This window comes from Actinopolyspora sabaoui, from assembly GCF_051225635.1.
Taxonomy (GTDB): domain Bacteria; phylum Actinomycetota; class Actinomycetes; order Mycobacteriales; family Pseudonocardiaceae; genus Actinopolyspora.
Genome location: NZ_JBMIHH010000003.1, coordinates 428291 through 442267, shown reverse-complemented (window position 1 = coordinate 442267; position 13977 = coordinate 428291). Strand labels below are relative to the sequence as shown.

Sequence of the window (13977 nt, the reverse complement as noted above, 5' to 3'; positions counted from 1 at the left end):
TTGGCGCTGCACACCACCTGGGCGGTGGCGTTGTTCGGTGTGGACGGTGTGCTGGTCGAGATCGAGTCCGACGTCCGCAGTGGGGGTATCCCCAGTGTGCAGCTGCTGGGGTTGCCGGACGCGGCGCTGCAGGAATCGAAGAACCGGGTTCGTGCCGCGATCAGGAACTCCGGGGAGCACTGGCCGCAGTCCTGCATCACCCTGGCGTTGTCACCGGCCGCGATGCCGAAGACCGGAACCTCGTTCGACACCGCTCTGGCCATGGCGGTGCTCGCCGGGGCCGAGCGCGTACCCCCGGGCAGACTCGACGGAACTGTCTTCTTCGGGGAGCTGGCGCTGGACGGACGTATTCGTCCGGTACGCGGACTCGTGCCCGGACTGTTGGCAGCCGTCGCGGGCGGTATGCGCCGTGCGGTCGTGCCGTTGGAAGGGATGCGGGAAGCAGCTCTCGTCGAGCGGATCGAGATCCTCGGTGCCGAGACCCTGCGGGAGGTGATCGACTGGACACGAGGCACCGGAGAGCTGTGGTCCGCTCCGGATCAGGCGGACGAGGTCGTGCCGCGGTCGACCCCAACGTCGGATCTGGTCGACGTCCTCGGGCAACCGGAGGCGCGATGGGCCCTGGAGATAGCGGCGGCGGGTGGCCATCATCTCCTGATGGTCGGCCCGCCAGGGACGGGCAAGACGATGCTGGCGGGGAGACTGTCCGGCCTGCTTCCGGAACTGTCGGTACCGCAGGCCCTGGAGACCACGGCGGTGCACTCCGTCGCGGGTGAACTGTCCGAGAACGCGACTCTGCTGCGTACCCCGCCGTTCGTGGCTCCGCACCACTCGATATCCGTTCCTGGCCTGATAGGCGGGGGAACCGGGCTCGCCAGACCGGGTGCCGTCAGTCGCGCCCACCACGGAGTGCTGTTCCTGGACGAGGCCTGCGAATGGGGGACGAAACGGCTGGAATCCATGCGGACCGCTCTCGAAGAAGGAGAGATCCGATTGGCCAGGAGTGATGGCACGCTGCGTTACCCGGCCCGATTCCAGCTGGTCATGGCCACCAATCCCTGTCCCTGCGCACCCGCCAGGGATATCGACTGCCAGTGCACACCGCATGCTCGACGAAAGTACTTCGGTAGGCTTTCCGGGCCGTTGTTGGACCGTATCGACCTGCGTGTGCGGATGCGTCCGATGTCCACGATGGAACTGCCCGACGCCGAACCCCCCGAACCCTCCTCGGCGGTGCGTGAGCGGGTGTCCCGGGCCCACCGGGCCGCTCTGCTGCGGTGGGAGAGGCAGGGTTGGCGTTCGAACTCCGAAGTTCCCGGCCCCGTGTTGCGACGTGAGTTCCCGCTGCCGGACAGGGCCACGAGACTGTTGGACAAAGGACTCGACACGGGTGCGTTGACGGCCCGGGGAGCCGATCGGTGTCTGCGCGTCGCCTGGACGCTGAGTGATCTTGACGGGGCGGAACGCCCCGACGCGGACCACGTGGCCGCTGCGCTGCAGTTTCGTGACAGGGCCACCGCATGAACGCCTCGGGGGGAGCCGTAAGCCACGAGCGACTGTGTGCCTGGGCGTATCTTTCCGCCGTCGCCGAACCACCGGCTCCGGCGTCCCACGGTTTCGCCGCGGTGCACGGTGCCGAAATCGCCGCTGAACGGATTCGAGCGGGCGACGTCCCCGGCGCGGTGATCAACGAGACCGCTGCTCGCCGTGAGCACGTGTGTGGTGCCGAACTGCTGGAGCGCGCCCACCGGTCCGGAATTCGGCTGGTCACTCCCGAAAACCGGGAATGGCCCGGTGCTCGGACCGCTTTCCTGGAGGGGGCAACCGAGGTCGGACTGTCCGGGTTGGCCGCTCCGATGGCACTCTGGTGCCGTGGGACCGTCTCGCCGGAAGTCGTGTTGCGCAACGCGGTCGCGGTGGTCGGCGCCCGTGCCGCGACGGGTTACGGCGAGTCCTGCGCGGCGGAACTGGGCCACGAACTGGCTCGTTCCGGAGCGACGGTGGTCTCGGGGGCCGCCTACGGAATCGACGGTGCCGCGCACCGTGGTGCGCTCGCCGCCGGTGGAGCCACGGCGGCGATTCTGGCCTGCGGCCCGGAGCTCGACTACCCGGCGGGGCACGCCAGGCTCATCGCGCGTATCGCCGAGAACGGGCTGGTGTGCAGCGAGTATCCACCCGGCACCCCACCGAGGAAACACCGGTTTCTGATTCGCAACCGACTGATCGCGGCCGCGACCGACGGGACAGTGGTGGTGGAGGCGGGACTCCGAAGTGGCGCGGGGAACACCGCGGCCACCACCGACACCCTGGGGCTACCGGTGATGGCTGTGCCAGGGCCGATCACTTCGGCCAATTCGTCCGGTTGCCACGAGCTGATCCGTTCCGGGAAAGCCCTACTGGTGACCGGCGCCGCGGAGGTGCTCGAGGTCGTTTCGGGTATCGGTACCGCCCCGGCGCCGGTACGTGAACCCACCCCGCGTCCCACGGACGAACTCGACGAGCTTTCCAAACGTGTCCACGATTCACTCTCGACGACCCGCCGTCGTACCGTCGAACAACTCGCACACGACACGGGGATAACGCGGAAGGCGGTGGTCACCTGCCTGAGTGCGTTGGAGATTTCCGGATTCGTCCGCTGTGACGATCGAGGATGGACACGTTGCGAGCAGTGAGATGTCGAGCGCGTATCGTGGCGTCGTGCTACTTGATTCCGGCGAATGCACCCAGCGACGTCACTCGGCATGAATCAGAAATCTTCCCAGCAGTCGACCAGGCCGGACCTGCTCGCGACTCGTCGAGGTCTTCCCACTGAACCGGCTACGGCAATCGATCGTTTCGAGCGCTACCTGGCCTGGGAGAGAGGGCTGTCCCGCCACACCGTGCGTGCCTACGTCACCGATGTCGTGTCGTTACTGGCGCACTTCGTGTCCGAGTGCACGGGAAAGGACCCGAGGCTGCACGACCTCGGTATCGACTCGCTTCGTGCCTGGCTGAGCGCTGAGCACGAACGAGGCGCCAGTAGAACCACGCTCGCTCGCCGTGCGGCGGCCGTCCGGGCTTTTACCGCTTGGGCGCATCGCCGAGAGCTGTTGGCGGAGGACCCCGGGCCTCGGTTGTCCGTTCCGGGCGGCCGACGCAGGTTGCCGTCCGTCCTTCGCGAGGATCAGGCGGACTCGGCGCTGCGTGCGGCCGCTGCCGGGGCCGAGCAGGAGGACCCCGTGGCGTTACGTGATCACGCGGTACTCGAACTGCTCTACGCGACCGGGGTGCGGGTCTCCGAACTTTGCGGACTCGACCTGGAACACATCGATCACGAACACCGCATGCTGCGTGTGATCGGCAAGGCCGACCGGCAGCGGGCGGTTCCGTTCGGCACTCCGGCCGCACGTGCCCTGGCCCGGTGGTTGGAGATCGGGCGCCCCGAGCTGTCCGGGGCCGCCTCGGGAAACGCCCTGCTGCTCGGTGTTCGCGGTGGTCGGCTCAATCCGCGCAGCGTGCGACGTATCGTCCACGACGCCGTCAGCACCGTCCGCGACGCCGGTCGGCTGAGTCCGCACGGTCTGCGTCATTCCGCTGCGACGCATCTTCTGGAAGGAGGCGCGGACCTGCGTAGCGTACAGGAGTTGCTCGGTCACGCTACGCTTTCGACAACGCAGCTCTACACTCACGTGACCGTCGAACGGTTGAAGGCGATCCATGAGCGAACCCACCCCCGTTCCTGACGATGCCGGGGGCGCGGCCCGAGCGGCAATCGCGCGATCAGGCATCCGTCCCGCCGACGAGGCGGAGGAGACGGAGCAGCACCCCCGGCACGGCAACGGACAGCGCGGCGAAGGTACCTCTCGATTCGACTCGATGCTTCGGAAGGAGTGGTGGCCGCGGGTCGAAGCCAACTCCACCGCCAGCCACGCCGAGGACGGTGAGGGTGAAGAGGTGGAGGCAGGAATAGTCGCACTGTGGCAGGCATTTGGCCGGAACCGGGAGCAGCGGCTTCGTGACCGGTTGGTGCTGCACTACGCGCCGCTGGTCAAGTACGTGGCCGGCCGGATCGGCACCGGGCTGCCCGCCCACGTGGAGGTCTCCGATCTGATCCAGTCCGGTGTGTTCGGACTCGTCGACGCGATCGAGAAATTCGAACCCGAACGAGGACTGAAGTTCGAGACCTACGCCATGCAGCGCATCCGCGGCGCGATTCTCGACGATCTGCGAGCGCAGGACTGGGTTCCGCGTTCGGTGCGCAGCCGTGCCCGGGACGTCGAGCGCGCCTCGGAGCGACTGGAGGCCAAACTGCAGCGCACGGCAACCGATTCGGAACTGGCTGAGGAGCTCTCGCTGTCCGTCGAGGAGCTGCGTGAGTTGTTCGCGCAGCTGCAGATGACCAGCGTGGCGGCGCTCGACGATCTCATCGGAGTGGGGCGGGGCACCGCTTCGCTGGCCGAAACGCTGCCGGACGACCGTGCCGAGGATCCGGTCAACACCCTCGTCGATCGGGACAGCAGACGCCAGCTGGCCGAGGCGGTGGAGCGGTTGAGCGAACGGGACCGCATCGTTGTGACGCTGTACTATTTCGAGAATCTCACCCTCGCCGAGATCGGAAAGGTGCTCGGCGTCACCGAGTCCAGGGTGTGTCAGCTGCACACCAGGGCTGTGTTGCGTCTGCGGGGGAAACTGACCGAGCCGGGAAACTGACCGCGATTCCCCGCCCCGGGGCGACGAATCACTCGAAGGTTGAATCCCGGCATGCTCTCGCGGCGGTATGGGAGACAGCGGGTGGCTACCGCACCCCGTCTCCGACGCCCTCCCCGGAGCGCGGCGCGGCAAGAGCCGTGCTCGGTGGGGCGCCGTCGACGGCTCGGTGACCCCGTTGGGGAGCGGTCCACGGCAGTAGTCGAACATCGCCGGTGGCGAGCCGGAGCAGCGGGTCGAGATAGGTGTCGTGCTCGCGGAGTCCCCAGTGCAGGCACGTGTGGGGTGTCTTCGCGGCGCATTCGGAGTGGCCTCCGCTCACGCTGCCGATGATCTCGCCTCGCTCGACCGGCTGCCCGGCGGTGACTTCGGGGAGTACCGGTTCGTAGGTGGTGCTCAGGCCGTTGCCGTGCCCGATGGCGATCACGTGCCTGTCCACCACGAACCCGGCGTATTCGACCGTGCCGGAGGCCGCCGCGAGAACCACCTCGCCGGAAGACGCCCGCAGATCCACTCCCCGGTGGCCGGGGCCGTAGCGGTTCGGGGGTCTCCGGAAATTCCGAACCACTTTCACCGAGTCGCGCAACGGCTCCCGCAGCCGGAGGTCGGGCGTGTTCGTGCCGGGGTTCTCCGTTGGTGCGCCTGAACTCTCCCCGGGGGTCCCGGGGCTGCTCGACGCGGTGACGGGGCCGGTTCCCAGGGCCAGTACCAGAGCTACTACCCAACCACGCATGCGGAGCACACTGCCGGAGTCTTGCGCTCACCGGCCAGGCCCGAGTTCCCGTCGGGTGGACCGATCGGGGAGCTGTGGAAAATCGCCACCGCGATGTGGTTGCCACCTGTTGTGGCGTACACTTGTTCCCGCGACTCGTCCTCCGACGAGTTCGACTTCGCGTACGCGCGTATCGATCGCATCACCTCCGGATTTCGTACTGGGAGTCCGTCTCTCGGATCGGTCGAGGTTCTTCGTTCCGACGACCCCTCACGGATCGGTCCCGACGAGAGCCGCCCGTGTGGGTTGCCCGAGGACGGCAACCGATACGAGAGGGTTTCCGCCTCCGGTGGCGGAAACACGGTCCGGTGCGGGGCGAAGGTGGGGTGGTCACGAGGAGGCGTCCACGGTCCCGGTCTCACCGAGAGTGTCCGGGCGACGGCTCCGCGCGTACCAGGGTGATGGGTCACCCGGCTCATCACGGCAACCGAAATCGCGCGCCGTCGAACGGCGCGCCCGACACGTGAGGTGCGAAGCAGGCCATGGCCGTCGTCACCATGAAGCAGTTGCTCGACAGCGGTGTGCATTTCGGGCACCAGACCCGCCGCTGGAACCCGAAGATGAAGCGCTACATCTTCACCGAGCGCAACGGCATCTACATCATCGATCTGCAGAAGACCCTGTCCTACATCGACGGGGCTTACGACTTCGTCAAGCAGACCGTCGCCCACGGCGGCACCATTCTGTTCGTCGGGACGAAGAAGCAGGCGCAGGAAGCCATCGCCGAACAGGCGCAGCGCGTCAACATGCCGTTCGTCAACCAGCGCTGGTTGGGCGGTATGCTCACCAACTTCCAGACCGTGCACCGTAGGCTGCAGCGTCTCAAGGAGCTGGAGACGATGGAGCAGACCGGTGGTTTCGAGGGGCGCACCAAGAAAGAGATCTTGATGCTGACCCGCGAGAAGGAGAAGCTGGAGCGCACGCTCGGCGGTATCCGTGACATGTCCAAGGTCCCGAGCGCGATCTGGATCGTGGACACCAAGAAGGAGCACATCGCGGTCGGTGAGGCCCGCAAGCTGGGGATCCCGATCGTCGCCATCCTCGACACGAACTGTGATCCGGACGAGGTGGACTACCCCATCCCCGGTAACGACGACGCGATCCGCTCGGCGGCCATGCTGACCCGCGTGGTCGCGGACGGTGTCGCGGAGGGCCTGATGGCCCGGAGTGGCCGCGGCGAGAGTGCCGAGACCAACGAGAACCAGCAGGCAGCTTCCGAGGAGCCGCTCGCGGAGTGGGAGAAGGAACTGCTGACCGGCTCCGCTGAGTCCGAGGCCGCCGCGAACTCCGAGGCGGGCCAGCAGCCGGCGCAGTCCTGACGAACGGGGGGGGGGGGGCCCCCCCCCCCCCGTCACTTCGATTTCCCCACCGCGTACACATTCCGACGAGGACGGACAACGCACGATGGCGAACTACAGTGCGGCCGATGTGAAGCGTCTCCGTGACGTCACCGGCTCCGGCATGATGGATTGCAAGAAGGCGCTCGAGGAGACCGAGGGCGACTTCGACAAGGCGATCGAGAACCTGCGCATCAAGGGCGCCAAGGACGTGGGCAAGCGGGCCGAGCGCTCCACCGCGGAAGGCCTGGTCGCAGGCGGGAACGGCGTCCTGATCGAGTTCAACAGCGAGACGGACTTCGTCGCCAAGAACGACGAGTTCGTGGAACTGGCCGACAAGATCGTGGCCGCGGCCAAGGAGGCCGGCTCCGCCGACGTCGAGACGGTCAGCGAGGCCAAGCTGGGCGACAGCACCGTCGGCACGACCATTCACGACCTGTCCGCCAAGATCGGCGAGAAACTGGAACTGCGCAGGATCAGCGCCTTCGACGGCCAGGTGGCCACCTACCTGCACCGTCGCGCGGCGGGACTGCCGCCCGCAGTGGGTGTCCAGGTCGAGTACACCGGTTCCGACGAGGAGGCTGCCCGGGGTGCCGCGATGCAGATCGCGGCGTTGAAGCCGCAGTACCTCTCCCGGGAGGACGTGCCCGAGGACATCGTCGAGAACGAGCGCAGGATCGCCGAGGAGACCGCCCGTTCCGAGGGCAAGCCGGAAAAGGCCATGCCCAAGATCATCGAGGGCAGGCTCAACGGGTTCTACAAGGACAACGTGCTGCTGGACCAGCCCTCCGTGCAGGACAACAAGCGTTCCGTCAAGGAGCTGCTGGACGAGGCCGGAGTCAGCATCACCCGTTTCGCGAGGTTCGAAGTCGGTCAGTCCTGAGCTTCGCGTCGCCGGTCGTGGAATCGTGCTTGTCGTGCGCCCCGCGATTCCGACGGCCAGGATGTTTACCGGAGTGTTCCGTGTCCGGCGGAGCGCTCCGCGCGGGAGCTGTTCCGGAGTGACCGTGGAACGGAACCACGAGCGTGCGGGATGTGAATCCCGCACGTGAGTCGGCGCCCGTATGTGTCCTCGTCGTTTCCGGACGACTCCAGGAATCGATGTCCGCGCCCCGCCTTCGCAGCCCGAGGGCGGGGCGTTTTCTCAGGAGGAACGAGTGAGTGACGACGGCGTACCCGTTGGCCATGTCGGTGGGGCCGGTTACCGACGAGTACTGCTCAAGCTGGGTGGCGAGATGTTCGGCGGCGGCAGTGTGGGGGTCGATCCCGACGTCGTGGGTACGGTCGCGCGGCAGCTGGCCGAGGTGGTCTCCAACGGGGTCGAGGTCGCGGTCGTCATCGGGGGCGGAAACTTCTTCCGCGGTGCGGAGCTCCAGCAACGCGGCATGGAACGTGCCCGTGGGGACTACATGGCGATGTTGGGCACCGCGATGAACTGCCTGGCGCTGCAGGACTTCCTGGAGCGTGAACACGGTATCGACACCCGGGTGATGACCGCCATCAGCATGGGGCAGGTCGCCGAACCCTACATTCCGCGTCGTGCCAGTCGGCACCTGGAGAAGGGGCGCGTCGTCATTTTCGGTGCCGGAACCGGTATGCCGTACTTCTCCACCGACACGGCCGCCGCCCAGCGGGCTCTGGAGATCGGTGCCGAGGTGGTGTTGATGGCCAAGGGGGTGGACGGTGTCTACTCGGCCGATCCCAAGACCACACCGGGTGCGGAGCTCTTCGAGAGCATCACCCACCGCGAGGTTCTGGAACGGGGGCTGAAGGTCGCCGACGCGACGGCTTTCAGCCTGTGCATGGACAATCACATGCGGATTCTCGTCTTCAATCTCCTGGTGGAAGGCAACATAGCCCGTGCCGCCAGCGGTGCGAAAATCGGGACGCTGGTCAGTACCCCCGGTTAGCACTCCCCGGAGCTCGTACTGGGATCCTGTTCGGGCTCCGGTGGGATCACACCCGCCGGAGCGCCAACCAGTGTCGACAAACCCGTCGGAGCCTGCCGGCCCCGTACCGAAGGAGCAGCCGTGATTGACGAGACTCTTCTCGAAGCCGAGGAGAAGATGCAGAAGGCGGTGACGGTGGCCAAGGAGGATCTGTCCACCGTTCGGACCGGCCGTGCCAATCCGGCGATGTTTTCCGGCATCGTCGTCAACTACTACGGTTCGCCGACTCCGTTGAATCAGTTGGCGAGCATCAACGTGCCCGAGGCGAAGCTCGTGGTCATCAAGCCGTACGATGCCAGTCAGCTCGGTGCTATGGAACGCGCTGTCCGGGATTCCAATCTCGGGGTAAATCCCAGCAATGACGGCAACGTCATTCGCATCCAGATCCCCGAGATGACCGAGGAACGGCGTAAGGAGATGGCCAAGCTCGCCAAGCAGAAGGGCGAGGACGCTCGTATCACCGTGCGGAATCTGCGTCGTAAGGCCAAGGAGGAGATCGATCGAACCGTCAAGGACGGTGAGGTCGGTGAAGACGAGGGCACGCGCGGTGAGAAGGAATTGGAAAACATCACCCATCGCTACGTTTCCCAGATCGACGAGCTGGTCAAGCACAAGGAAAACGAACTGCTCGAGGTCTGAGGACGTGGTAACCACTGACCAGCGCGAAGGTGAGTCCGGAATGTCGGTCGACGTGCCGGGCGACGCCGCACGCCCTTCCCGCGCCGGACGAAACCTGCCCGCCGCGTTGGCGGTCGGGCTGTTGCTCGGCGCGGGAATCGTCGCCGCTCTGCTGACTTATCGCCACCTGTTCATCGGTATCGTCGCCGTGGCGGCGGCACTTTCCGCCCTGGAACTGGCGGGAGCACTGCGGCGTGGGGCCGGTGTTCGACTGGCGCTGTTCCCCGTCCTACTGGGTGGGCAGGCGATCATCTGGTTGTCCTGGCCGTACGGCTTGCCCGGCGTTCTGGTCGCCTTCGCCATCACGACGCTGGCGTGTCTGGCCTGGCGGGTTCGACTGGGGGTCGACGGGTACCTGCGTGACGTCACGGCGTCGGTGTTCACCACCGCCTACGTCTTCGTTTTCGCCGCGTTCGGTGCCATGCTGGTGATTCCTCCCGACGGTGGTTTCCGCGGGCTGTGTTTCATGATCGGTGTTGTCGCGTCCGACACCGGTGGTTACGCTTCCGGAGTCCTGCTCGGGCGACATCCGATGGCCCCCCGGGTGAGTCCCAACAAGTCGTGGGAGGGATTCATCGGCTCGCTGGTCTCCGGAGTGCTCGGAGGAGTGCTCTCCGTGGGCCTGCTGCTGGACGGAGCCTGGTGGGTGGGGGCGCTGTTCGGTCTGGCCGTGGTGTGCAGTTCCACCATCGGCGATCTGATGGAATCGCTGATCAAACGGGATCTCGACATCAAGGATATGGGGACCCTGTTGCCCGGTCACGGTGGTTTGATGGACCGGATGGATTCGTTGCTGCCCTCGGCGGTGGTCGCCTGGAGCACGCTGTTCTGGTTGCTTCCGAGCTGACCGAAGGCGATGTTGGCTGGACTTTCGGTCGAACTCGCGGCCGCTCGTGCGGTGGGCTTCGGTGACGCCGAGATTCGTCCGAGCCCCAACGTGTGGAACTGGCCGGACGTCTACGAGGTGGAAAACGCCGCGCAGGACGTCACCGGTGCCGTATGGGCGGAGCTGCGCCGCCGCCACGACTGGCGGGGGCTCGACGTGGTGGACGTCGGCTGTGGTGCCGGGTTTCATCTGCCGGTTTTCGCGAAACGGGCGCGCAGCGTGCTGGGAGTCGAGCCGTACCGCCCACTGGTCCGCCGTGCCCGGCGCAGGGTCGCGCGTTCGCGGTGCCGGGATTCGGTCCGGGTGGTTCGTGCGGCTGCCCACCGCTTGCCGTTGCGTGCGGGCTCCGTGGATCTGGTGCACGCTCGCACCGCCTATTTCTTCGGTCCGGGATGCGAGGCAGGTATCGACGAGGCGCGGCGTGTGCTGCGGTCCGGCGGTGCGCTGGTGGTCGTCGACCTGGACGGGCGTAGCGCACCGTACGGCGACTGGATGCGTGCCGACCTTACCGGTTTCGATCCCGAGCGGATCGAACGTTTCTTCGCCTCCCGCGGGTTCGACAGTTTCGACGTCGAGACCCGCTGGGAATTCGACGACCGGAAGAGCCTGGAAGCCGTACTGCGGATCGAGTTCTCCCCGCCCGTGGCCCGCCGGGCAGTGGAATCGGTTCCCGGTACCGTTCTCCCGGTGAACTACCGGATTCGAATTCGACGCGTAGAGTGATCGGTTTTCTCCGTTCGGTGTCGTGCCGATCGACTGAACAGCCGGTTTTCGTGCGTTTTCGTGTGGCCGTGGCGCCTCGGCCGGTTTCGTTTTCCGTGGTCGCACACCGTTGTCGGATTCGGAGCGCCGATTTCGAACGGGCCGATTCCCGGCCGGCGAGTAACCCGAACGGCGCCTTGTCATTGCCGCTTTTTCATGATCGACTGTGTTCGAACGAAGTCGGGGGGCTGTCGCTTCGGAAAATTCCGGTTGGTTGGCGGGAGTGCGATAGCTATGGCTGGGGGACCGGTCGAAACGCTCGTTACGGGATTGGATCGAGTCGCACGAATGGAGCCCGGCGAGCGTGCCGACGCGGTGCGGGAGCTGGATAGGAACTGCCCGATGTACCGATCACTGCGGAACACGGTCACCGTGGCGCGGATCGTCGCCTTCGCCTCCGGGCTGGCGTTGTGCGTGGCCGTGCTGTTATTGGCGCAGCATTCTCCGATCGAATGGGTGGCGGGATTCGTGTTCGCGGGGTTGTTCGGTTTCGGATGGGTGGTGGTCCGGCTCACCGACAACAGGTTCGACCTGGTACTCGCCGTGCTGGGCGCCTACGATGCCGAGCGCGGCGGGGAGGGTTTCGCCGCGGTGGACTCGCCGTGGTGTTCCGGCACGCGGACTGTCGCCGCCGAGCGTGCCACGTTGCTCGGTGAGAGCTGTCGGGATGCCGAGCACGATTCCGGCTGCGGCCACGGGCCCGGCGGCAGCCAACATTCCGGAGGGAGTCCTCGGCCTCGGGGCCGTTCGGCCTCCGACGACCCGGGGTGAGGAATTCCCGGGATGAGGAAGCTCCGAGGCGAGGAAGTCCAGGTACTACCGGCCATTACCGCTACGCGGTAGGACTACTACCACTTCGATGCGAAAGAACTCACTTCTGGACCGTGATGGACAGTGTCTGGGCTATCTCGGAGCCGAGGAAGTGCGTCTCGGCCGTTTCGGAGTCGCCCACTCGTACCACCAGTGGTCCGCCGAACGGCTTGCGCTCCACGACCTCGATCCGATTGCCCAGCGTCAAACCGTGATCGGTGAGGTAACGCAACAGTTCCGAGTCGGTGTCCCACACCCGCGCGATCGCGCCGACGGTGCCCGGTTCCAGGTGCTCCAGCAGTCTGGTCGTGGGTTTTTCCACCACTCCGTCCGCACTCGGGATCGGATCGCCGTGGGGATCATGGGTGGGGTGTTCGAGCTTGGCCGCTATGTGCTCCACGAGTTCGTCCGAGACGGCGTGCTCCAGTGAGTCCGCCTCGTCGTGTACCTCGTCCCAAGTGTAGCCGAGAATCTCCACCAGGAACAACTCCAGGAGCCGGTGCCTGCGCAGCACGTCGCAGGCGAGTCTGCGCCCTTCGGCGGTGAGTTCGACGCTCCGGTACCGCTCGTGGGTGACCAGGCCGAGTTGCGCCAGCTTGTTGATCATCCCTGACACCGATGAGGGACTCAGCCCGAGACGAGCGGTCAGCGTGGTGTTCGTGACCGCCGCGCCGCGTTCGCCCAGCCCGTAGATCGTCCGTACGTAGTCCTCCACGGAGGCTGAGTGGCGCTCAACCATGCCAGTCATGGCTTCACGATAGGACGACGCTCGAAAACCTCGTCCGCACCCCGCGAAGTGGGGACCGCGTGCGACTTCGCGTGTTCGGGCGCGTTCGCCGAGTAACCGAACCCTGCCGCGTCCGGTTCGGGCGGGCCCGTCCGGAGTGGCCCGCCCGACGTGGCGGGTGACCGCCGCGTTCGTCCGCTCGTCCTCGTGGGATACTACTGGTGCTATGACCTCGCAGTCCCTACCTCTCGTCTTCGACGCCCCCAAGCGGGGGATGCCTCCCCGGCATCTCGCCGATCTGTCCGCGGAACAGCGTCGTGCCGCCGTCTCCGACCTGGGTGAGAAGCCGTTCCGCGCACGGCAACTCGCACAGCACTACTTCGGCAGGCTCACGGCCGATGTGTGGTCGATGAGTGATGTCCCGGCCGCCAGCAGGCAGGTGCTGGCGAACGAGCTGCTGCCCACGCTGCTGACCGCCGTGAACAATCTCGATACGGACGAGGGGGAGACCCGCAAGACGCTGTGGCGGGCTCACGACGGGACCACCCTGGAAAGCGTTCTGATGCGCTATCCGGAACGGGCCACCGTCTGCATCTCCAGCCAGGCGGGCTGTGGCATGGCCTGCCCGTTCTGCGCCACCGGGCAGGGAGGTCTGCAGCGCAACCTGTCGACCGCGGAGATAGTCGAACAGGTTCGCCAGGCCGCCGCCATGATGCGGGACGGTGAACTGCCCGGTGGGGCGGGCAGGCTCTCCAACGTCGTTTTCATGGGCATGGGGGAGCCGCTGGCGAACTATCGGAGGGTCATCGACGCGGTGCACCGCATCTGTGACCCGTCCCCGGACGGACTGGGGCTGTCCCAGCGCTCGGTGACCATCTCCACGGTTGGACTCGCGCCCGCCATTCGACGAATGACGGAGGAAGGGCTCCAGGTCACGCTCGCCGTTTCGCTGCACGCCCCCGACGACGAGTTGCGGGACACACTGGTTCCGGTCAACAACCGCTGGAAGGTCGAGGAAGTGCTGCAGGCGGCACGGGGTTACGCCGAGCACACCGGCAGGCGCGTCTCGGTGGAGTACGCGTTGATCCGTGAGATGAACGACCAGCCCTGGCGGGCAGATCTGCTCGGCAAACTGCTGCACGAGCATCTGGGGAGGTTCGCCCACGTCAACGTCATCCCGCTGAATCCCACGCCAGGAAGCAAGTGGGACGCGAGCCCGAAACCGGTGGAGCGGGAGTTCGTGCGGCGCGTGCGCGAGGCGGGGGTCTCCTGCACGGTGCGCGACACGCGCGGCCAGGAGATCGCCGCCGCGTGTGGGCAGCTGGCCGCCGAGAACTCCTGATCGAAGTTTTCCGGTCGGGCTGTCGGGA

At 66.4% G+C, this 13977-nt stretch carries 14 protein-coding genes; 12 read left to right on the top strand and 2 right to left on the bottom strand.

The genetic code is table 11. The features are described from left to right. The 4 genes from ACOQFL_RS07075 to ACOQFL_RS07060 all read left to right on the top strand — a co-directional run bounded on the left by ACOQFL_RS07075 (position 1) and on the right by ACOQFL_RS07060 (position 4689). The gene (locus ACOQFL_RS07075) at positions 1-1524 is read left to right on the top strand and encodes a YifB family Mg chelatase-like AAA ATPase (protein ID WP_435543276.1); all 1524 of its coding nucleotides are present in this window, start codon (positions 1-3) and stop codon (positions 1522-1524) included. Next, a complete protein-coding gene (dprA, locus tag ACOQFL_RS07070) occupies positions 1521-2672 on the top strand; it encodes a DNA-processing protein DprA (protein ID WP_435543275.1) in 1152 nt (383 codons plus the stop codon). Before ACOQFL_RS07075 ends, dprA begins: the two co-directional genes overlap by 4 nt. A gap of 69 nt (positions 2673-2741) precedes the next feature. Next, positions 2742-3722: a tyrosine recombinase XerC gene (locus ACOQFL_RS07065; protein WP_435543274.1), complete on the top strand. Its 981-nt coding sequence runs from the start codon at positions 2742-2744 to the stop codon at positions 3720-3722. Further along, the gene (locus ACOQFL_RS07060; RefSeq protein WP_435543273.1) at positions 3697-4689 is read left to right on the top strand and encodes a FliA/WhiG family RNA polymerase sigma factor; all 993 of its coding nucleotides are present in this window, start codon (positions 3697-3699) and stop codon (positions 4687-4689) included. The genes ACOQFL_RS07065 and ACOQFL_RS07060 overlap by 26 nt, the downstream gene beginning before the upstream one ends. Before the next feature lie 85 nt (positions 4690-4774). Here ACOQFL_RS07060 and ACOQFL_RS07055 read toward each other — a convergent pair whose 3' ends face one another. Continuing rightward, on the bottom strand, positions 4775-5419 hold the full coding sequence (locus ACOQFL_RS07055) for a M23 family metallopeptidase (protein ID WP_435543272.1): 645 nt from the start codon (positions 5417-5419) through the stop codon (positions 4775-4777). 521 nt (positions 5420-5940) lie between these two features. Here ACOQFL_RS07055 and rpsB point away from each other — a divergent pair. The 7 genes from rpsB (at position 5941) to ACOQFL_RS07020 (ending at position 11841) form a co-directional block, all read left to right on the top strand. After that, positions 5941-6777, top strand: coding sequence for a 30S ribosomal protein S2 (rpsB, locus tag ACOQFL_RS07050; RefSeq protein ID WP_435543271.1), 837 nt, complete (start codon positions 5941-5943; stop codon positions 6775-6777). Between the two features lie 85 nt (positions 6778-6862). Continuing rightward, positions 6863-7678, top strand: a complete 816-nt coding sequence (gene tsf / locus ACOQFL_RS07045) for a translation elongation factor Ts (protein WP_435543270.1) — start codon at positions 6863-6865, stop codon at positions 7676-7678. A 181-nt stretch (positions 7679-7859) separates the two neighbouring features. After that, on the top strand, positions 7860-8705 hold the full coding sequence (pyrH, locus tag ACOQFL_RS07040) for a UMP kinase (protein WP_435543269.1): 846 nt from the start codon (positions 7860-7862) through the stop codon (positions 8703-8705). A gap of 120 nt (positions 8706-8825) precedes the next feature. Further along, positions 8826-9383 carry a ribosome recycling factor gene (gene frr, locus ACOQFL_RS07035; RefSeq protein WP_435543268.1) on the top strand — a complete coding sequence of 186 codons (558 nt, stop codon included), beginning with the start codon at positions 8826-8828 and terminating at the stop codon, positions 9381-9383. A gap of 40 nt (positions 9384-9423) precedes the next feature. After that, a complete protein-coding gene (locus ACOQFL_RS07030; protein WP_435543379.1) occupies positions 9424-10269 on the top strand; it encodes a phosphatidate cytidylyltransferase in 846 nt (281 codons plus the stop codon). Between the two features lie 72 nt (positions 10270-10341). Beyond that, positions 10342-11031, top strand: a complete 690-nt coding sequence (locus ACOQFL_RS07025) for a class I SAM-dependent methyltransferase (RefSeq protein WP_435543378.1) — start codon at positions 10342-10344, stop codon at positions 11029-11031. 327 nt (positions 11032-11358) lie between these two features. Next, positions 11359-11841 (top strand): hypothetical protein, encoded by a 483-nt coding sequence (locus ACOQFL_RS07020; RefSeq protein WP_435543267.1) that lies wholly within the window; start codon positions 11359-11361, stop codon positions 11839-11841. 100 nt (positions 11842-11941) lie between these two features. On the opposite strand, the gene ACOQFL_RS07015 is transcribed toward ACOQFL_RS07020, so the two are convergent. Then, positions 11942-12628 (bottom strand): metal-dependent transcriptional regulator, encoded by a 687-nt coding sequence (locus ACOQFL_RS07015; RefSeq protein WP_435543266.1) that lies wholly within the window; start codon positions 12626-12628, stop codon positions 11942-11944. Between the two features lie 205 nt (positions 12629-12833). Between ACOQFL_RS07015 and rlmN the strand changes: the two genes are divergently transcribed. Further along, entirely contained in the window at positions 12834-13949 is a 1116-nt protein-coding gene (gene rlmN / locus ACOQFL_RS07010) for a dual-specificity RNA methyltransferase RlmN (RefSeq protein ID WP_435543265.1), read from the top strand. Positions 13950-13977 lie beyond the last annotated feature (28 nt).